A 19,330-nucleotide genomic window follows, 5' to 3' on the forward strand; every position below is an offset into this window, starting at 1 on the left:
TAAGTTGAGATACATTGGGATAAACTGGAATAAATTGAGAAAAATGCATGAATTGGATTTTGGCGGCTGACGATGGCAGATGATTTATCACACTCATCGGCTGCAGGTGTTTATTTTGCACCCTTATTGCCGTGGCAAGCACGAGCGTGGCAGCAGCTGACAGGGCAGTACCACGAACGACATTTGCCACACGGTTTGTTGGCAGCAGGGCAGCAGGGCATTGGTAAGCGTGCTTTTGTTTGGCGGTTTGTGGCGTATTTGCTGTGCCATCACCGCAGCGATGATGGGGCGTGTGGACAGTGCCAAAGTTGCCAATGGCTTAAGGCAGGTACGCACCCTGATTTGATGGTGCTGCCTGAAAGTGCTGGCGTGGGTGCTGATGGCGGCGAAGAGAGCATAAAGATTGACGACATCAGACAGCTGCAAGAATACAGTCAAACCAAAGGTCATGGCGTTAAAATTATCGTTTTGGATTATGCCGACACGCTGACCATCGGTGCGGCAAATGCCTTGTTAAAGACACTTGAAGAACCAAGAGAAGGCATTTTTTTGCTATTAATCAGCGACAATCCAGCACGGCTGTTGCCCACGATTAAAAGCCGAGTGCAGAGCTTACCACTTGCTCACATTGAGCAAGCTCAAGCATTGGATTATTTGGGGCAATTTATGCCAAGCGAGCAAGCTGGGCTGCTGCTTGCCATCAGCGATGGGGCAGTGGTGCAGGCAAAAAACCTATTGGACGCTGCTTGGTTTGATAAGCGGCTGCTTTGGCTAAAAACCTTTGTGGCACTGCGTACTGGCATGCGTTTGCCGACCGCCGCCAGTGATTATTGGCAAAAAACTTTGAGCCTAAGCGATTTTATCGGCTTATCACGCCTGATGCTTGCTGAGCTGTGGCGAGTGTATTTGGCGTTGCCACGGTTGCATACTGACATTGACACGCCAAAGCTGTTGGGCGATTTGCCAATCCATCAAAATCAGCTTGACAATCTATTAGCCGTGCTTGATGATGTACAATTATCCGTCCGTCAAAATCTCCAAGAAAAACTGGCATTTGACAAAATCATGTTACAAATTGCGACAGGATAAGCCGATTTATATAAATTTTATATAAAATTAGATTTTATCTATGATAAATAATAAAATACGGAATTATGCACTGACCTTTGTCCGTCAATATGCTTTGGTGTTGGCTTTGTTGGTGTGTTGGCAGTTGGTGGTGGCGACAGGCGTTTTGCCAGATTATTTGCTGCCCAGCCCTTTGCAGATTTTGCAGGCACTGGTGGACGATGCCGCACTTTTGGCTCATCATGCCAAATATACTTTGGCGACGGCTTTTATTGGCACGATTATTGGGCTGTTACTGAGTTTTATGTTGTCGATTTTGATGGATTTGTCGGCAAATTTTCGCCAAAGCGTTTATCCGTTGATTTTACTCAACCAAACCATTCCGACCATTGCCATTGCACCTTTGTTGGTGATTTGGCTGGGCTATGGCATTTTGCCAAAGGTGGTGCTGGTGGTGCTGTCGGTGTTTTTTCCGATGACTATCGCCTTGCTTGATGGCTATCGTTCGGTGGACAGCGATGCGTTAAATTTGTTTCGCTCCATGAAAGCCAGTACTTATCAAGTGTATCGCCATCTAAAAATACCTTCGGCGATGGGTTATTTTTTTACAGGACTAAAAGTTGCTTTAAGCTATGCTTTGATTTCGGCGGTGGTGGCGGAGTGGCTTGGCGGTTATCACGGCTTAGGCGTGTACATGACTCGAGTGCGTAAGTCTTATGAGCTTGACAATATGTTTGCGGTGATTTTTTTGATCAGTTTTTTGACATTGCTGCTCATCGCTGCCGTTCGCTGGCTTGAGCGTCGTGTACTTGCTTATCAATACAAGGAATAATAAAAATCTATGAAAAACTTTCAACAAATTATTAAAAAATTCTCCCAAAAACCACTGCTTACGGCGGTGATTTTGGCGACATCTGGCGTGCTATTGACTGCCTGCGAGCAATCAGAACAAGCAGCAGAGCAAGGGCGGCTTGAAGAGCTGGTGATTGCCCTAGACTGGGTTCCCAATACCAACCACACAGGACTGTATGTGGCACTGGATCAGGGTTATCTGAGCAAGGCAGGTTTTGATGCCAAGATTGTCCAGCCCAGCGAAGACAGCACATCGACACTGGTTGCTAATAAGCGTGCGGATTTTGGCGTGTATTTTCAGCCTAATATGGTCAAGCGGCTAAACAAAGGCGAGCCAATCACTGCGGTTGCTGCCATCACTCAGCACAGCAGTGCAGGGCTGTTGTCATTGGCCACATTGGGGGCAAAGTCGCCAAAAGATTTGCAAAATAAGCGGTATTCTACTTGGGAAGATCCTGTTGATGATGCCGTGGTTGAGCAAATTGTCGGTGCGCCTTTGACCAAAATCCCCAGCGAGTCCACCGATGCCACGACCGCACTGCGAGTGGGTTTGTTTGATTACATCATGGCGTATTATAGCTGGGACGGCATTCATGCCAAGATTAAGGGCGTGGATAGCAACTTTTTTTATCTCAAAGATGCCGACCCGGTGTTTGACTATTATGCACCGCTGTTGATTGCCAATAGCGATGAATTAAAGAAAAATCCCGACAAATACAAAAAAGCACTGGCAGCCATCAAGCAAGGCTATCTGTACGCCGCCAAGCACCCTGACCAAAGTGCTGATATTTTGGTCAAATACGCCCCTGAGATTAACCAAGAGCTTGCCAAACAAAGCCAGCGTTACATTTCGCCGCAATATCTGGACGAGCAGGGCGATTGGGGAAAGTTCGACTATGCTCGTTGGGACAGATTTTTTCAATGGGTGCATAAACAGGGGCTAAGTGATACTTTTGTGCCACAAGCAGGCGTGAGTAATGACTATTTACCACAGTGATGGCGACATTTGCCCAAAGCTGCAACTGATTGATATTCATCATGATTTTGCTATAAAGCACGGTGTTTTGCCGCTGTTTGATGGCATCAATTTGAGTATCAAGGCAGGCACTGTAACCACCATCATCGGTGCTAGCGGTGTGGGCAAAAGCACGCTGTTTAATATCGCAGCAGGGCTGATACGCCCAAAAAGCGGTCAGGTGTGCATTGATGACACGGACAGCACCGCCACCGCTGGGCAAGTTGGCTATATGTTACAAAAGGATTTGTTGTTGCCATTTAAGACGGTGTATGACAATATTGCCTTGCCGCTTACCCTAAAACATATGCCAAAAGATAAGATAAATGCAGTGATTTTGCCCAAGCTTGCGTTGTTTGGGCTTGAGAATTTGGCAAATCAATATCCGCATCAGCTGTCTGGTGGTCAGCGGCAGCGTGCGGCATTATTACGCACTTATCTGTCAAATCATGAGCTGATGCTGCTTGATGAGCCATTTTCGGCATTGGATTTTATTACCAAAATGCAGATGTATGATTGGTTTTGCCAATTTCAACAACAAAATCAGCTCACCTGCCTGATGATTACTCACGATATTGATGAAGCCATTTATCTGTCTGATGAAATTTATGTATTAAAAGGCCTGCCTGCCAAGTTTGCTCAACGCTTTACCATCCCAAAAACACCAAATTTTCATCAATCTGCCGAATATCTGACGCTAAAACAGGCGATATTGGACGCTGTTCAAAGCTGATTTGTGCTTTTGCTTGGTTTTGGGAGATTATTTTAAAAATAAAAAAAGACCAGTTAAGACAAGCTGGTCTTTTTTATAAATATTATCTTAAAATTAAAAGATAAAATCAGTCGATACGCTCAATGGTTACATTGCCCAAATTGCCTGTGATGCCGATGGCTTGGGCAGCACCGTATGACAAATCAAGCACACGGTCGGTTTTTGGGCGGTCATTGATTTTGACGACAACCGATTTGCCATTATCACGATTGGTAACACGAACCAAGCAATTCATCGGCAATGAGCTATGTGCCGCTGTCAAGGCATTCATGTCAAAGGTCTCACCACTGGCGGTTTTGCGACCGTGGAACTGGCGACCGTACCAAGAAGCAATGCCTGTTTGCTTAAATTTATTAACCGTGCTTGATGCCACAGCGGTCAAGCGATCCAAAACAGGCGTGTTATCGTCCGATTTTTTGTTACTGGCAGACTGGCTGACCAGTGGGCTGTTTAGTGCCAGCGATGCAGGTTGGCGTGCTGATTTGACCAAACTTGAAGCATTATTGTGCTGTGTGGTTAGCTGCTGTAACACATTGTCAATATTGGCATTGTTGGGCGTGTTGTTGCTGGCTGCATTTGCCGCCAAGCTCAAACTGATCGTTAGTGCAACGCTTGCCAATCCAAGTAACGATTTGCTCACTGTTTTCATGGGTTGCCTCTTTAGTGTTGAAATCTCTGACGCCAAATCAAAACTTGGCAAAATCCTTGCCACATCGTCCATTCGCCAGATTCACTACTATTAAGTCATCAATACCATGTGAAAGTATCAATAAAGTTAGTAAAAATAAGTATAAACTTCGCAAACGCTTTATATTAACAATGATTTTACCAAATTACAAGTAACTTTGTGTGAATTTTATGTGAAAAATGGCAAAATTTATGGGTATTTTGGCTAATTTTTGTACAAATTTATCCAAAAAAGCGATTTTTTTTAAATTTGACCGCAAGTTTATCAAAAAAAATCAAACATTGACTAAGTAAAATCACCAAGCGATAATTACTACTAATTGGTTGATTTGACTAAATAAATTTGTCAAGATTTACTTGATAAATGACAGACAATTGGTTGCTAAAAAGCAAGTGATGGTGTAAGCTATCAGGCATTGATGATGTTCATATAACAAAAAGGGCGGTGATTGGTGATGAAACTGGAAAAAATGCAAGCAAATCATCAAAATAAGCGGTATTTTAAAAGTGGCAAGCGGTTGTTTTGGTTGATTGGGGTGATGGCAATGCTGACTGCGTGTACTGCAGCAGATGGCGTGCAGTCACCGCCCAAGCCTGCCAAGCTTGATGTTCAGATGATGTCTGATAATGCAGATAACAATCAGAATGCTGACCATCACGCTGACCATGACCACAGCATGCCAAATGTCCAGTCTGGTGATGTCGGTTCTGTGGTACATTTTCAATCATGGCTAAATAATCACCCTGAGATTTATGATGAAGTGATGGCTTATCAGGCGTTTTTACATCAGCAAATGGGATCGGCAGAAGCTGTGCCGCCGATGAATCAGCTGCTGACCACTGCACGAGCATGGCAAGAGTGCAAAGATGAGCCATACCAAGTGCCACCAAGAATGCTTTGGGGTAAGATGTTGCCGACTTTGCGACTGTATCATGAGCTAAAGCAGGCGGATATTTTGCCAGCAGATACCTTGATTCGCTCGGTGTATCGCAACCCCAAGCTAAATCAATGTGCTGGCGGTGCGGCGGCGAGCAAACATCTGACCAATGGGGCGATTGACATTTGGGTACCACGCTTTGCCGATGACGGTGCCAAGCTGTACCAGTTGCAAGATAAGCTATGTCAGTATTGGCTAGAGCAGGGCGAGCGGCACGCTTTTGGGCTGGGTCTGTATGCCACAGGGGCGATTCACCTAGACACCCAAGGCTATCGCAAATGGGGTGGTCAGTTTTCGCAAGAAGGTTCGGTTTGTCGTACGACTTTGCCCAAATTAACATCATTGAATTGATTTAATTTTTAACTTAAATTTAATAATTTAATCAAAACCTAGTCAAATTTAGCCAATTTTAAAATTTAAAAAAATGCAGCCGTCCAATCAACTTTATCAAAATCGCCACATTTTTCAGCAGCTGGGTATGGTGCTGTGGGTGGATAAAAACCGCCCAATCACCCAGTTGATACCATGGCAAGAGCGGTCAGACTTATCCCAAAATCTACCCCAAAGCTCGTCCCAAAATTTGGCGGCGTTTGACACTTTGGCAAATGGCGACATCAATGGTAATACCAACAATAATTTGACAAAAGCTGTGCTTGAGCCAAATTTGCCAGACTTATCAACTCCGTTAAAGCAAGTGCCAAATTTAGCAACAAGCCCAGAAATTCAGCCCAAAAGCTCGCTGCCACCTGTGCGTACGCCCAAGCAGGCATTGGATTATCTGCTCAATCAGCAAAAACCATCGGAGTCAGCCAATACGGAGCAAACTGATGAAAATTTGTCCAACACCACCGATGGACAAAGGGCGGCTGATGGCGAGCTTGAGTTGAATTTTCATCTGCAGGCGGTGATTTATCAAAATTGGCTGCTGCTTGTGGATTTGGACACGCTGGAGATGGCAGGGCGTGAGCTTTGGCTATCTTTACAAAATGCACTGTTTAATCAAGCTAGCCAAGTCAGTCAAGCCAACCCAAAAAGCCAAGCCAAATTTATCACCAAGCAGCTGGATTATCCGATATTTGCCAACGATCCTAGTAGTCGGTTGGTTTCGGTGGCTAATGCCAGTTTTAAGGGTTTTATTTTTTCGTGTTTGCGTGAATCTAACACATTGAAAAATATCGCATTATTGACCGATTTGCCTGATTATCTCAACCCAGAATTGCCAGCGTTGCAGCTGCATGATGAGCATCGCATTGACAAGATGCTGCTTGATAAAATGGCAAAAAAAGCCTTTTGGCAGCAGCTACATTCATGAGTTTTTCATTTCATAAAATTGTTAAATTTTTTTACATATTTTAATATGATTAAATGATTTGATTTTGGACAAAATTGCCAAAATTTGCCATGATTTATTTGAATTTACTGTGTTTTGTAAATATTTTGTAAACCAAATGCCTGTTTCGTGATATACTACACTGCGATTTATTATCATTTGCTGTTATCGGCTGTTGCCGTTTGGTTGTTGTGTTTTTAAACTCAAGCTAAAATTAAGTTAATATTAAGCTAAAATCAAGCTAAGATTAAGGTTAAAATTATGACTCGTTTTGCAAATTTTTGTGCTGGCCCTGCCAGTATGCCGACCGCCGTTTTGGAACACGCCCAAGCTGAGATGCTTGATTGGCAAGGGATTGGGGCATCTGTAATGGAGATTAGCCACCGCAGTGCCGACTATCTTGAAATCGCCCAAAAAGCAGAAGCCAATTTACGCAAATTGATGAATATCAGCGATGATTATGCGGTGCTGTTTTTGCAAGGTGGGGCGATGACGCAGTTTTCTGCCGTTCCGCTCAATCTGCTCAATGGTGGCACGGCGGATCATTTGCTCACTGGGGCATGGTCAGAAAAAGCGTACAAAGAAGCCAAGCGTTATGAAGCCTTGGGCTTGGGTAAGATTAATTTGGTGGCAACTGGCAGTGAGTCGAATTTTAGCGATGTGCCAGCGGTGGACGAGTGGCAATTAAGCGAGCAGGCAAGTTATTTTCACTATTGCCCAAATGAGACCATTCATGGCGTGCAGATTTTTGATGTCCCAAAAGTCAATGCTCCAATCGTGGCGGATATGTCGTCTTGCATCTTGTCAGAGCCGATTGATGTCAATCAGTTTGGCGTGATTTATGCCGGTGCTCAAAAGAACATTGGGCCGGCGGGCTTGACTTTGGTGATTGTTCGCAAAGATTTGCTTGAACAAGCCAGTCCGTGGTGTCCAAGTATCATGAATTATCAAAATCAGCTAAATAATAACTCGATGCTAAACACACCGCCGACCTATGCTTGGTATTTGGCAGGTTTGGTGTTTGAATGGCTGCTTGAGCAAGGTGGCGTGTCAGCGATTGCCAAAATCAACCACGCCAAAGCAAAAGTCCTGTACGATGCGATTGATGCCAGCGATTTTTATACCAATAAAGTCAATCCAAAACATCGCTCAATCATGAATGTGCCGTTCCAGTTGGCAGACGATGGTTTAGACAAGCTGTTTTTGGAAGAATCCAAGCAAGCAGGTTTATTAAATCTAAAAGGTCATCGTGTGGTTGGTGGTATGCGTGCCAGCATTTATAATGCCATCACGCTTGAGCAAGTACAAGCGTTGGCGGCGTTTATGGCGGAGTTTGAGCGTAAGCACGGTTGATGGTTTATGGCAGTATGGCTAAACACAAATCCGCACAAACCACGAATCTACCAGTTAGGTTCGTGGTTTTTCGCATGTTGTGGCTTGATGGTGCTGCTAGGCTGTCAAGATGGTAAATCTACCGCCCAAGACGCTGGCAGCAATGCCGATTATCAAGCACAACTTACCGAGCCATCGACCCAGTCGCCAGATTTTTTGACGACTTTAAATGCCGACCATTTGGACAGTCGCCGCAAAAATAGCCATTTGAGCGAGCCAACCATCACCCAAAGCGTGCTGGCGGTGAATAATGCCGCTCAATACGCCAACGCCAGCCATTTGCCCTATGCCAACCCCCAAGCACCCAAGGGTGGCACATTGTCAATGCCTGCCATCGGTATGTTTAATAGCCTAAACAGCTTTATTGATCAGGGCGTGCCAGCGACAGGCACATTTTATCTGTATGATACTTTGATGGCAGGCTCTCTTGATGAAGCCTATGTGCTGTATCCACAGCTTGCCGAAAAAGTTACCTTTAGCCCTGATGATGCCAGCTGGATTATTTATCATATCAATCCTAAGGCGAGATTTTGGGACGGCAGTGCTGTTACCGCCGCCGATGTGCAGGCAACTTATCAAGCAATACTGTCCAAAGGCTTGATGTCATGGCGGGCGTTTTTGGGCAGTGTGGAAGCGGTGGAAGTGCTGGATAATCAGCGAGTGAAGTTTTATTTTGATAAAAATGCACCCAGCGACATGGGGGCGACCGTGGGGCTGATGCCTGTGTTTGCCAAATCGGACATTGTTAAGCGATTTGATACAGTGAGTTTGACACCGCTAATGGGCAGTGGGCCGTATCGCTTACAAATTGCCGAGCCATCACGCCGTGTGCGTTACCAAAAAGACCCCAATTATTGGGGCAGGGACATCATGGTTAATCGCGGGCGGTTTAATTTTGATGCCATTGAATTTGTGTATTTTGCCGATGAAGCGGTGGCGTTTGAAGCGTTCAAATCTGGCGTGTACCGCTTTCGCACCGAAAACGACATCAAACGCTGGGCAAGATTTGACCCACAGCACACCAATGCCGCCATCAAAAAGCTTGCCATCGCCAATGACAATCCTGTGCTGATGCAGGGCTTGGTGATGAATTTACGCAGGCCGTTATTTGCCGATATTGCCGTGCGGCGAGCGTTGAATTTGGCATTTGATTTTCAATGGACCAATGAGCAGCTATTGTATGGGCAATATCAGCGGTTGGACAGTTATTTTTATGGCTCACCCCTACAAGCCAAAGGGCAGCCTGATGCCGATGAGCGGCAGATTTTATTAAGTTTGTCTTTAAATCATGATGAAAAATCGGCACTTGATGGCGTACCACGGCAGCCAATGTCTGACGGCGATGGCATCAACCGAGCCAATTTATTGACTGCCAAAAATTTATTACAACAAGCAGGATTTTATTATCAACAAGGGCAGCTGATGGATAAAACTGGCAAAGCGGTACGGCTAGAAATCCTAGTGGCAGATGATAAATATCAAACCATTTTATTACCATATCTAAATAATCTGAAGCGTCTGGGCATACAGGCGAGCGTTCGCCGTGTGGACAATGCCAGTTATATTCACCGTAAGCGGCATTATGATTTTGATATGATTATTGACAGTTTTATGCAGGGCAATTCACCGGGGATTGAGCAGGCGTATCTGTGGGGCAGTGCCGCCGCTGATGAGATTGGCAACCAAAACACCGCAGGCATCAAAAGTGCCGCCATTGATGAGATTATCACTCGGCTAAGCCAAGCTGATAACCGCACAGACATTGTGCGTTATACGCATGTGCTAGATCGGCTGCTGTTGGCGGGTGAGTATATCATACCGTGGCATGGCAAAAACACCACCGATGTGATGTATTATCAAGGCTATCAGCACCCCAAGCGTTTGCCAAGTAGCAGCATTGGCCTAGATTATTGGTGGTATCAGCCATAAAATTTGCTGCATTGTCTGCAATAAAAACCGTAGTAATATTCACCAAAACCGTTAAAAATCACTGACAATATTTCATTGTTATTTTATTAAAATTTTAGTAGTATTTTATGAAAACTTATCAAATCCACCCAATCCCAGCACTGGACGATAACTACATTTGGGCAATTTGCCAAGCCAATCATGCCATTATCATTGATCCGGGCGACGCCAAAGCGGTACAAGACTTTTTGACCGCTGGGCGGTTGGATTTGGTGGCGATACTCATCACCCATCACCATCATGACCACACCGCTGGTGTGCGTGATTTGTTGGCGGCATATCCTGACTGTGCTTTGTATGCACATCGTAGGCATGGTTTTGATGATGCGATTGCCGTTGATGAAGGGGCAACATTTTCACAGATGGGGCTGGACTTTGATGTGTGGCGGACGGCAGGGCATACAGAAAATCACATCAGTTATTTAGCCAATGTTGATAATAAAACTTGTGTATTTTGTGGCGATACGCTGTTTTCGGCAGGCTGTGGGCGAATTTTTACAGGTACGATTGAGCTGCTTTTTGAGAGCATGAGTCGATTTGTCAAGATGGCAGATGAAACGGTGTTTTATCCAACACATGAATATACTTTGGCCAATCTGCACTTTGCTAAGGCGATGGCGACAGACGATTATCAAGATAATATTGACAAAGCGATTGCCAAAGTTTGCCAATTACGCCAACAAAATCGCCCAAGCCTGCCGACCACTTTGGCACACGAGCGGCAAATCAATGTCTTTTTGCAGGCGTGTGATGCCAATCATGCCCAAAAACTTGCGATTAAGTATGGCTTAACAAATCATACGCCACTGGCGGTGTTTGACTGGCTAAGAGAGCAAAAGAACAATTTTTAAGTTTTGGGTTGTTATTTATTATTGTGATTTTGATGATTTTAATGGTGTTAATTTTATTAAATTTCATCAAATCACATTAAAAATTAATTAAACCAACACAGCACCCAAGGTGGTTTTATGAGTCTGATTGCACTGGTTTTGTTGGCGTTTGGCATGTCAATGGACGCATTTTCGGCGGCGATTGCCAAAGGGGCAATGGCTCGTAAGGTTGCTTTTGTTCAGGCATTCAAGCAGGGGGCGGTTTTTGGATTGGTTGAAGCGACCGCACCGCTGATTGGCTGGCTGCTTGGGCGTGCAGCGTACCAATGGATACAAGATGTTGATCATTGGATTGCTTTTGGGTTGTTGTCATTTTTGGGTGTGCGTTGTATTTATCAAGCACTTTATGGACAAAATCGGCCCGATGATACCGAGCGGCACGCAGGATTTTGGTTGATTATCACTGCCGTTGCCACCAGTATTGATGCGATGGTGGTGGGGATAACGCTGGCGTTTTTGGCGGTGAATATTTGGCTGGCGGCTTTGTTGATTGGTTTGGTAACGACCATGATGGCGACTGCGGGGCTGTTATTGGGTCAGCGATTGGGGGCAAAATTTGGCAAAAATGCCATGATGGCTGGGGGTGTGATGCTGATTTTTATTGGTGCTTATATTTTGTACAGTCACTTGATGGGGTAGGCGATGCGTTATGTGTTTTATCGGCTGGCGATGATGTTGCCGACTTTGCTTGTGATTTTGCTGGTGAATTTTTTGATCATTCAAATCGCCCCCGGTGGTCCTGTTGAGCAGCAACTTGCCAAAATCCAAGCCGAACAGCAAGCCCTATCAGCACAGGGTTTTGTATTAGCCAATCTAAATTATCAAGGAGCAAATGGCTTATCTACTGAAATGATGGCACAGCTGAACGCTCGCTTTGGCTATGATTTGCCGATGATGCAGCGGTTTTGGCTGATGCTCAAAAATTTTGCCCAGTTTGATTTGGGTGAGTCGTTTTTTCAGGGTCAAGCGGTGGCGACTTTGATTGCTGACAGATTGCCGATTACGCTGGGTTTGGGGGCGTTGAGCCTTTTGATGATGTATGGTTTTGGGGTGGTACTTGGTTTGTATAAAGCTCGCCATCACGGCAGTATGGGCGATTATTTGACGACCATTATCCTTGCGGTGCTACACGCTTTGCCAGTGTTTATGTTGGCACTTTTGCTTTTGGTGCTGCTGGCAGGAGCAGGTGGCTGGCAGATTTTTCCTATCCAAGGAGCGGCATCGCCTGATTTTGATGAGCTAAATTTATTTAATAAAATTAAAGATTTGGCATGGCATTTGGCTCTGCCTGTGGTGGCAGGTAGCATCGGTTCGATGGCATCGATTACTTATTTGAGCAAATTTAGCGTGATGGCAGAATTTGGCTCGCCGTATGTGCTGGCGATGCAGGCTCGTGGCCTGAAATTTTCTTATATTATTTATACACAAGTACTAAAAAATGCACTACTGCCCATTGTTTCGCATCTGCCGATGGCGGTGGTTGGTGTGCTGTTTTCGGGCAATTTTTTGATTGAAGTGATTTTTGGTATTGATGGCATTGGGCGGCTGGGTTTTGATGCGGTGGTGCAGCATGATTATCCGTTGATGTTTGGGATTTTGTATGTGTTTACGCTGATTTCGATGGTGGTGCAACTGGTGTTTGATTTGTGGTACAAATACCTTGATCCCAGAGTGGATTTTGGGGTGTGATGATGACGAAAAAGCACACATGGCAAATTGGCATGGCAAAATTTTGGCAAAAATTTCGTCAGCAGCGATTGGCGTATTATTCTCTGATATTGTTTGGTGTGATGACGCTTGTGGCGGTTTTTGCTCCAATCATCGCCAATGACAAGCCACTACTTGTGCGATATCAAGGCGAGTATTTGCTGCCGATTTTGCACGATTATCCAGAAACCAAATTCGGCGGTGAGTTTGAGACGACCGCCAATTATCAAGATCAGGCAGTCGTGGCGATGATACGCCGTGATGGTGAGTTGTGGCTACCGCCGATTGCTTACGGTGAGTTTAGTCTGGTGCTAGACGCTCAGATGCCACACCCAGCGTCGCCCAGTCGCAGTCATTGGCTGGGGACGGACGATGTGGGGCATGATGTGTTGGCACGGATATTGTATGCTTTGCGTGTGTCGCTGCTGTTTGGTCTGGCGTTAAGTGTTTTTGGTGCTGTGATGGGCGTTGGCGTGGGGGCGTTGATGGGTTATTTTGGCGGCATGGTGGATTTGCTCGGTCAGCGTTTGGTTGAGATTTGGGCGTCGTTGCCGCAGCTTTTTGTGATGATGATTATTGCCAGCATTTTTGAGCCGTCATTGTCGGTTTTGTTTGTGCTGTTGTTGTGTTTTGGTTGGCTGTCCTTGACGGCTTTGACTCGGGTGCAGGTGCTAAAAATGCGACAAATGCCTTATGTGCTGGCATCAAAAAACCTAGGCATCGCACCGACAACGATTATCATACGGCACATTTTGCCAAAAGTTGTACTGCTGTCGGTGTCGCAGCTGCCTTTTATGATCGCTGCCAATATCGCCGCCTTGACCACGCTGGATTTTTTGGGTTTTGGCTTACCGCTGGGTGCTGCCAGTCTGGGCGAATTATTGGCACAGGGCAAAAACCATCTTGATGCACCGCATTTGGTGCTGTCAGGTTTTGTGGTGCTGTCGCTGCTGCTGTCGCTGTTGATTTTTATTGGGGAAGGGCTAAGAAGTGCATTTGACACACAAGGCTGATGAGCCGATTTTGACACTAAAAAATTACAGCATCAGCTTGCAGACAGCATTAGGGCAACCAAGCTGCCAGCCAATCATCGCAGGGCTAAATGTCAAGCTGTCGGCTGGTGAAGTGCTGGGTGTGGTCGGTCAATCTGGCACAGGCAAAACCAGTCTGATGTTGTCTTTATTGGGTCTATTACCCAAGGCGTTTTTGGTGCATGCCGACACCGCCAAATTACAAAACCAACCAATTGCCATCACCAAGCAGGGTGATGAGTCGGCATTTTTGGGCATTCGTGGGCGTGGCATCGGTTATATTTTCCAAGAGCCAAAAGCCGCCCTAAATCCTGTGCATACCCTTGCCAAAAGTTTTGATGAACTATTTCACCAAATGGCCATGCCCAAAAAAGCACGCAAGCAAGCAACTCTAAAGTGGCTTAGGCTGGTGCAGCTGCCCAATCCAGAGCAGTTTTTGCACCGCTACCCACATGAGCTGTCTGGCGGTGAAGCGCGGCGTGCCAGCATGGCTTTGGTGCTGGCGATGCAGCCAAAACTTATCATTGCCGATGAGCCAACTGGGGCATTAGATGCGTCTTTGCGTGATGAGATTTTGGATTTGTTGGTCAAACTTTGCCAAGACAGCCAAGCGGCATTAATGCTGATTAGTCATGATTTGCCAAGCATTGTTGGGCGTTGCGATTGGCTGTTGGCGATGGATAAAGACGACAAGGGCAATCATCGGCATGAGTTTGGCAAAGTGCAAACGGTGCTGACTTTGCCAATTGCCAAGCGGCTGATGGCGGCAGATTATGGCACGCCAAGCCAAATTAGCCCCAGTGATGTGCAGGTGTTGTCGTTGCAGGACTTTGGGGTGGCTCGCCGCAGGTTTTGGTGGGGCAAGCCTAAGCCGATGATTGATAAGATAAACTTAACCATTTACCAAGGTGAAATTATCGGCATTATGGGAGCGTCTGGCATCGGTAAGACCACTTTAGCAAAGGCAATCACAAGGCTTGATGACACGCTGATAACGCAAGGTCAATGGCTAATCAATGGCTCAAATCCAGTCAAATTAACAGGCAAAGCATCGCAGCAAGCCTATCGACAAACCCAGCTGGTAATGCAAGAAGTGCGTGCCAGCCTAAACCCCGATTTGACGATTTTTGCCAGTTTGCTTGAAGCATTTGCCGATCAACAGCCGAGCGATTGCCTTGAGCAGATGCATCATTTATTGGCATTGTGCGGTTTATCCACGACAATCCTTGAGCGTTATCCTGATAAATTGTCTGGCGGTGAATGCCAAAGGGTGTGCTTGGTACGAGCCTTGCTTGCCAAGCCAGATTTGCTGATTTTGGACGAGCCGACAGCGATGCTGGATCGGATTTCTATTGCCAAGTTTTTAGAATTACTAAAAAATATCAACACACAACATGGCACAAGCATGATGATTATCAGCCACGACAAGGCGGTATTGCAAGCCATTTGCCATCGGATTATTACGGTCAATCAAAGCGTGTGATGATTGATAAAATCTGTTGGCTAAACAGCCGAACGACTGAACACTTCTCGCAGCTCAAAACTGGTGTGGAGCTGGCTGACGCCATCAATTTTACTTAAGCGATGTAATAAAAATTCTTCATAATGACGCATGTCTTTGACCAAAACTTTAAGTAGATAATCTTCACTGCGTCCTGTAACAACACTACAACTGACCACTTCGTCAAAGCCCTGTACTTGGCTTTCAAACTCGCCAAAACGCTCGGCGGTGTGCCGATCCATACTCACCGCCACATAGACCGACAGCGTGTAGCCCAGCCTGTGCGGATCGGTGCTGGCGTGGTAGCCTGTGATGATGCCAAGCTCTTCTAAGCGTTTGATGCGGCGAATGGTTGGTGTGGCGGACAGATTGACACGCTCACTAATCTCAGCCACAGGTAGGCGAGCGTTGGCGGTCAGCAATCGCAGAATTTTTTGGTCAATGGCGTCCAAGCTGATACTGTCGTTGGTGTTCATCATTATCAATATCTAAAAAATTGGTGAATTTAGCCAAATTTTAGCATAAATTTGATATTTTTAACTAAAATAATGCAAAATTGATGCAAAAATAAGTAAAAATTGCTATACTTTTTTTGTTATGATATTTAGCAACAATGATTGGCAGCCACAGTTGGTGGTAATTATCGTTAGCTGCAATGATAGCATTCATTAGCAGCAGTAATAAAGCAGTCGCCATTTGACTTTTTGATAAATTCGGATTTGGAGCTTTTATGCCACACATCACCCCAAAAAACCCTGCGTTTGATTTTAATAAATATCGCCCATTTGCTTTTGCCCCTAAGCTTGAAAACCGCACTTGGCCAGACAAGACGATTACCAAAGCCCCCATTTGGGCGAGCGTGGATTTGCGTGATGGCAACCAAGCCTTGATTGATCCGATGACTATTGAACAAAAGTTAAAATTCTTTAAACTTTTGGTTGATATTGGCTTTAAGGAAATTGAAATCGGTTTTCCGTCAGCGGCACAAGTGGAATTTGATTTTACTCGCCGTTTGATTGAAGAAGGCCATGTGCCAGACGATGTGACTTTGCAGGTGTTGGTGCAAGCTCGTGAGCATTTGATTGAGCGTACTTTTGAAGCCTTGCAAGGGGCTCGCCGTGCCATTGTCCATGTTTATAACTCCACTTCACAAGTGCAGCGTGAAAAAGTCTATAAAATGGACAAAGAAGAAATCAAGCAAATCGCCATCGCTGGGGCGACCATGCTGCGTGATAAGGCGAAAAATTACCCAGACACCGAGTGGGTGTTCCAGTATTCGCCAGAGAGCTTTAGCCAAACCGAGACCGATTATGCTGTTGAAGTCTGTGATGCGGTGTGCGAAGTGTGGCAGCCACAAAACGGCCAAGCGGTTATCCTAAACTTGCCAGCGACCGTAGAAGCATCGACACCAAACATTTATGCCGATCAAGTGGAGTATTTTTGCCGTCATCTTAAGCACCGCAAAGATGTCATCATCAGCTTGCACACGCACAATGACCGTGGTTGTGCCGTTGCCGCATCAGAGCTTGGCTTGATGGCAGGGGCTGATCGTATCGAAGGCACGCTACTTGGCAATGGCGAGCGGACGGGCAACATGGATATTTTGGTGATGGCGATGAATCTGTACACGCAAGGTGTCGATCCTGAGCTTGATTTTAGCCAAGTCAGCGAAATGGCACAAATCGTTACCGAATGCAACAATTTGCCAGTACACCCACGCCACCCTTATGTGGGTGAGCTGGTGTTTACAGCATTTAGCGGCTCGCACCAAGATGCCATCAAAAAATCCTTGGATTATAACGAAAAACACCAAGAAACCGCCAACCATTGGGACGTGGCATATCTGCCCATTGATCCGATGCACATTGGCCGTGGCTACCAAGATGTCGTGCGTATCAATAGCCAGTCAGGTAAAGGCGGTGCAGCGTATATTTTGCAGCGTCATTACGGCTTTAATTTGCCACGCTGGACGCAGATCGACTTTGCTCGAGTGGTGCAAGCCCAAGCCGAAACTTTGGCTCGTGAGCTAAAAACTGACGAATTGCTTGAGATTTTTACCAATGCTTATTTGGCTCAAGAAAAATTCCGCCTAAGCGATTATGCGATTAATAACAAAGGCGGCAATGTCAGCTTCCAAGGGCAAGTGGCTGCCCCTGAAGAAGTGTTTGAAGTGATTGGTCAAGGCAATGGGGCGTTGTCGGCATTTATTGACGGCTTGGTCAAGGCAACTGGCAAGCAAATCCATGTTACCAACTACGCCGAACACGCCATCAACGCCGCCCACGCCCAAGATGGCGACAACCAAACCGACAATGCTGCCGTCGCTTACATTCAGCTGTCTGTCGATGGGCAGATTTACTCAGGCATTGGCACTTGTAGCAGTACCGTATCAGCGATGCTCAAAGGGGCGTTATCGGCACTGGCTCAAGCATGGTAATGGTAATTATTTTATAAGTCTTTGATAACATTGGGATAATTGGTTTTGTCATTTTAAGATTGTCTGGTTTATCTCAACTATCATTGGTCTTAATTGCCATTTATCAAAATACAAATAAAAACCCCACAAACTGCTAAAATGGCGGCTTTGTGGGGTTTTTATTAAGTTTAAGAAAATTTAATTGTCAAGTTTTTAAAGTCAAATACGGATTGAAATGGGTTTGGTTAAATTTTACTTTTCAATTATAAAGTATTGCTATTCAAATTTTATCACATCAAATATATCCAATCAAACAATCGGCTTACGGCGATAAAACAAAATCCCCGGAATGGACAAGCCCAGCACCAATGATGAAATGACAAAAATGGCATCAAAAAAGTGACGCATCATCTGCACGAACAAATCCATGCTAAAGCCAAAATAACCAATTTGCACCATGCTCACCATTGCCTTATAAGCGGCGATACCAGGCATCATGCAAATCAAGCTCGGCACAATCAAGGCCTTGGGCGGCAGACCGTGTCGCTGGGCAAAATGCACCCCCAAAAAACTGCCAACCATCGCCCCAAAAAAAGTCGCAATCGCCAAATGCACGCCAAAATTGACCATCACAAGTTTTAGCCCAAAGCCTAATGCAGTAACCATCATCGCATGGACAATGTATTGGCGTGGCAAAGTAAACATCAAGCACCAGCCCAGCGTGATGATGCACGACAGTATGATTTTTTGTAGAATTGGTAGTATGTCCATCACAGCCCCCAATGCGGAATTTGTAAGGCAATCAAAGCAATGACAATACCAACACACGCCGACAGCGTCAGCATCGTGGCAAACATCCAGCGGCCGACACCCATATTGATATAGCCTTTTAGAATGTCGGATAACGCATTGATAATCGGAAAACCCGGCACCAGTAGCAGCACACTGGCGGCAACGGCAACATCGGCATTATCGCCCAAATCCAAAAAATACGCCGACGCCCCAAGCAGCGTGGCAGTAAAGGCGGTGATAATCACTACCACAAAAGGGTTGAAATGATGCGTGGAAAGATACACACGCATTCGCATCGCCACAAAGCCAGCCAACAGCGTTACCAGAGCAATCGCCAAATCCCCACCGTTGAGATAAGCAAAACTGGCACAGGATAAGCCAACAAACAGCGACATCAAGTTATTGGGATAAGTGGCACGCCGCATGTGGTCAAAATCCTGCTCGATGCCATCAATCAGGGTATCTTGCTCATCAGGCGTGAGCAAAAATTGACGCTGGCGTTTGGTTTGCTCGGCGTGTAGAACGATTTGCTGAATCTGCACCAAAATGCTGACATTGATGCCTTGATGCACGGTATTGCGGACGGTGGTGATGCAGCGTCCTTGGTACAGCGTGGTCAAAGTGACGGCATTAAAAGACAGACCGCACTCCACGCCATCAACACCCAAGGCAACGCCCAGTCGCTTGGTCAAATCCACAACCACCACCGATTCGCCGCCGTATTGCATCAGTAGCAAAGCACAGCGAATGCACAGTCTGGTGATACGCTGCTGCTGTTGGTAGCTGATGCGCGCCGTGGCTTGTCCGTCGTTATACAGCACGGCAGGCGTGGCGTCGGCTGCGTTTGTTAAATGTGTCAAATGCGGTGTTGCGTGATCATTTGTCATATTTTAAACAAAGTTTATGATTGCTGATTTTTTGTTATTGGTTATTGATTATTAATTGTCTATTATTTAGATAATTTTATCAGT

The 19,330-nt window shown here is 45.7% G+C and carries 18 protein-coding genes; 14 read left to right on the forward strand and 4 right to left on the reverse strand.

The genetic code is table 11. The annotated features are described in order from the left end of the window. The first annotated feature begins 72 nt into the window (after positions 1-72). Genes ACFBZI_RS07215 through ACFBZI_RS07230 form a run of 4 tightly spaced genes read left to right on the forward strand, consistent with a single transcriptional unit; the run spans position 73 to position 3,668 of the window. Entirely contained in the window at positions 73-1,089 is a 1,017-nt protein-coding gene (locus ACFBZI_RS07215) for a DNA polymerase III subunit (protein WP_375715707.1), read from the forward strand. A gap of 40 nt (positions 1,090-1,129) precedes the next feature. After that, the gene (locus ACFBZI_RS07220; RefSeq protein WP_375715708.1) at positions 1,130-1,900 is read left to right on the forward strand and encodes an ABC transporter permease; all 771 of its coding nucleotides are present in this window, start codon (positions 1,130-1,132) and stop codon (positions 1,898-1,900) included. Positions 1,901-1,909: 9 nt separating this feature from the next. Further along, a complete protein-coding gene (locus ACFBZI_RS07225; RefSeq protein ID WP_375715709.1) occupies positions 1,910-2,917 on the forward strand; it encodes an ABC transporter substrate-binding protein in 1,008 nt (335 codons plus the stop codon). Next, positions 2,898-3,668 carry an ABC transporter ATP-binding protein gene (locus tag ACFBZI_RS07230; RefSeq protein ID WP_375715710.1) on the forward strand — a complete coding sequence of 257 codons (771 nt, stop codon included), beginning with the start codon at positions 2,898-2,900 and terminating at the stop codon, positions 3,666-3,668. Before ACFBZI_RS07225 ends, ACFBZI_RS07230 begins: the two co-directional genes overlap by 20 nt. A gap of 106 nt (positions 3,669-3,774) precedes the next feature. On the opposite strand, the gene ACFBZI_RS07235 is transcribed toward ACFBZI_RS07230, so the two are convergent. Next, on the reverse strand, positions 3,775-4,356 hold the full coding sequence (locus ACFBZI_RS07235) for a septal ring lytic transglycosylase RlpA family protein (protein ID WP_375715711.1): 582 nt from the start codon (positions 4,354-4,356) through the stop codon (positions 3,775-3,777). A gap of 493 nt (positions 4,357-4,849) precedes the next feature. Here ACFBZI_RS07235 and ACFBZI_RS07240 point away from each other — a divergent pair, with 493 nt between their 5' ends. The 9 genes from ACFBZI_RS07240 (at position 4,850) to ACFBZI_RS07280 (ending at position 15,133) form a co-directional block, all read left to right on the forward strand. Then, a complete protein-coding gene (locus ACFBZI_RS07240; RefSeq protein WP_375715712.1) occupies positions 4,850-5,683 on the forward strand; it encodes a D-Ala-D-Ala carboxypeptidase family metallohydrolase in 834 nt (277 codons plus the stop codon). 73 nt (positions 5,684-5,756) lie between these two features. Next, positions 5,757-6,644 carry a hypothetical protein gene (locus ACFBZI_RS07245; protein WP_375715713.1) on the forward strand — a complete coding sequence of 296 codons (888 nt, stop codon included), beginning with the start codon at positions 5,757-5,759 and terminating at the stop codon, positions 6,642-6,644. A gap of 279 nt (positions 6,645-6,923) precedes the next feature. Beyond that, entirely contained in the window at positions 6,924-8,015 is a 1,092-nt protein-coding gene (serC, locus tag ACFBZI_RS07250) for a 3-phosphoserine/phosphohydroxythreonine transaminase (protein WP_375715714.1), read from the forward strand. Between the two features lie 6 nt (positions 8,016-8,021). Beyond that, positions 8,022-9,983: an extracellular solute-binding protein gene (locus tag ACFBZI_RS07255; RefSeq protein ID WP_375715715.1), complete on the forward strand. Its 1,962-nt coding sequence runs from the start codon at positions 8,022-8,024 to the stop codon at positions 9,981-9,983. Between the two features lie 107 nt (positions 9,984-10,090). Further along, positions 10,091-10,873 carry a hydroxyacylglutathione hydrolase gene (gene gloB, locus ACFBZI_RS07260; protein WP_375715716.1) on the forward strand — a complete coding sequence of 261 codons (783 nt, stop codon included), beginning with the start codon at positions 10,091-10,093 and terminating at the stop codon, positions 10,871-10,873. 117 nt (positions 10,874-10,990) lie between these two features. Further along, complete coding sequence (locus ACFBZI_RS07265) at positions 10,991-11,551, forward strand: manganese efflux pump MntP (RefSeq protein ID WP_375715717.1); 561 nt, start codon at positions 10,991-10,993, stop codon at positions 11,549-11,551. A gap of 3 nt (positions 11,552-11,554) precedes the next feature. Next, positions 11,555-12,601, forward strand: coding sequence for an ABC transporter permease subunit (locus tag ACFBZI_RS07270; RefSeq protein WP_375715718.1), 1,047 nt, complete (start codon positions 11,555-11,557; stop codon positions 12,599-12,601). Continuing rightward, positions 12,601-13,632, forward strand: coding sequence for an ABC transporter permease subunit (locus tag ACFBZI_RS07275; protein WP_375715719.1), 1,032 nt, complete (start codon positions 12,601-12,603; stop codon positions 13,630-13,632). The genes ACFBZI_RS07270 and ACFBZI_RS07275 overlap by 1 nt, the downstream gene beginning before the upstream one ends. Further along, positions 13,610-15,133, forward strand: coding sequence for an ABC transporter ATP-binding protein (locus ACFBZI_RS07280; RefSeq protein WP_375715720.1), 1,524 nt, complete (start codon positions 13,610-13,612; stop codon positions 15,131-15,133). Before ACFBZI_RS07275 ends, ACFBZI_RS07280 begins: the two co-directional genes overlap by 23 nt. A gap of 20 nt (positions 15,134-15,153) precedes the next feature. Here the strand turns inward: ACFBZI_RS07280 and ACFBZI_RS07285 are convergent, their stop codons facing one another. Then, on the reverse strand, positions 15,154-15,630 hold the full coding sequence (locus tag ACFBZI_RS07285) for an Lrp/AsnC family transcriptional regulator (RefSeq protein WP_375715721.1): 477 nt from the start codon (positions 15,628-15,630) through the stop codon (positions 15,154-15,156). A gap of 251 nt (positions 15,631-15,881) precedes the next feature. Between ACFBZI_RS07285 and leuA the strand changes: the two genes are divergently transcribed. Continuing rightward, positions 15,882-17,588, forward strand: coding sequence for a 2-isopropylmalate synthase (leuA, locus tag ACFBZI_RS07290; RefSeq protein ID WP_375715722.1), 1,707 nt, complete (start codon positions 15,882-15,884; stop codon positions 17,586-17,588). A gap of 288 nt (positions 17,589-17,876) precedes the next feature. Here leuA and ACFBZI_RS07295 read toward each other — a convergent pair whose 3' ends face one another. Further along, entirely contained in the window at positions 17,877-18,338 is a 462-nt protein-coding gene (locus ACFBZI_RS07295; protein WP_375715723.1) for a threonine/serine exporter family protein, read from the reverse strand. Next, on the reverse strand, positions 18,338-19,246 hold the full coding sequence (locus ACFBZI_RS07300; protein WP_375715724.1) for a threonine/serine exporter family protein: 909 nt from the start codon (positions 19,244-19,246) through the stop codon (positions 18,338-18,340). Before ACFBZI_RS07300 ends, ACFBZI_RS07295 begins: the two co-directional genes overlap by 1 nt. Positions 19,247-19,330 lie beyond the last annotated feature (84 nt).

Source organism: Moraxella marmotae (genome assembly GCF_042219885.1).
Classification (GTDB): domain Bacteria; phylum Pseudomonadota; class Gammaproteobacteria; order Pseudomonadales; family Moraxellaceae; genus Moraxella; species Moraxella marmotae.

Bases quoted from the DNA above. Each gene is read 5' to 3' on its own strand.
- ACFBZI_RS07215 (WP_375715707.1), top strand. From the start codon at position 73: ATGGCAGATGATTTATCACACTCATCGGCTGCAGGTGTTTATTTTGCA.
- ACFBZI_RS07220 (WP_375715708.1), top strand. From the start codon at position 1,130: ATGATAAATAATAAAATACGGAATTATGCACTGACCTTTGTCCGTCAA.
- ACFBZI_RS07225 (WP_375715709.1), top strand. From the start codon at position 1,910: ATGAAAAACTTTCAACAAATTATTAAAAAATTCTCCCAAAAACCACTG.
- ACFBZI_RS07230 (WP_375715710.1), top strand. From the start codon at position 2,898: ATGACTATTTACCACAGTGATGGCGACATTTGCCCAAAGCTGCAACTG.
- ACFBZI_RS07235 (WP_375715711.1), bottom strand. From the start codon at position 4,356: ATGAAAACAGTGAGCAAATCGTTACTTGGATTGGCAAGCGTTGCACTA.
- ACFBZI_RS07240 (WP_375715712.1), top strand. From the start codon at position 4,850: ATGAAACTGGAAAAAATGCAAGCAAATCATCAAAATAAGCGGTATTTT.
- ACFBZI_RS07245 (WP_375715713.1), top strand. From the start codon at position 5,757: ATGCAGCCGTCCAATCAACTTTATCAAAATCGCCACATTTTTCAGCAG.
- serC (WP_375715714.1), top strand. From the start codon at position 6,924: ATGACTCGTTTTGCAAATTTTTGTGCTGGCCCTGCCAGTATGCCGACC.
- ACFBZI_RS07255 (WP_375715715.1), top strand. From the start codon at position 8,022: ATGGCAGTATGGCTAAACACAAATCCGCACAAACCACGAATCTACCAG.
- gloB (WP_375715716.1), top strand. From the start codon at position 10,091: ATGAAAACTTATCAAATCCACCCAATCCCAGCACTGGACGATAACTAC.
- ACFBZI_RS07265 (WP_375715717.1), top strand. From the start codon at position 10,991: ATGAGTCTGATTGCACTGGTTTTGTTGGCGTTTGGCATGTCAATGGAC.
- ACFBZI_RS07270 (WP_375715718.1), top strand. From the start codon at position 11,555: ATGCGTTATGTGTTTTATCGGCTGGCGATGATGTTGCCGACTTTGCTT.
- ACFBZI_RS07275 (WP_375715719.1), top strand. From the start codon at position 12,601: ATGATGACGAAAAAGCACACATGGCAAATTGGCATGGCAAAATTTTGG.
- ACFBZI_RS07285 (WP_375715721.1), bottom strand. From the start codon at position 15,630: ATGATGAACACCAACGACAGTATCAGCTTGGACGCCATTGACCAAAAA.
- leuA (WP_375715722.1), top strand. From the start codon at position 15,882: ATGCCACACATCACCCCAAAAAACCCTGCGTTTGATTTTAATAAATAT.
- ACFBZI_RS07295 (WP_375715723.1), bottom strand. From the start codon at position 18,338: ATGGACATACTACCAATTCTACAAAAAATCATACTGTCGTGCATCATC.
- ACFBZI_RS07300 (WP_375715724.1), bottom strand. From the start codon at position 19,246: ATGACAAATGATCACGCAACACCGCATTTGACACATTTAACAAACGCA.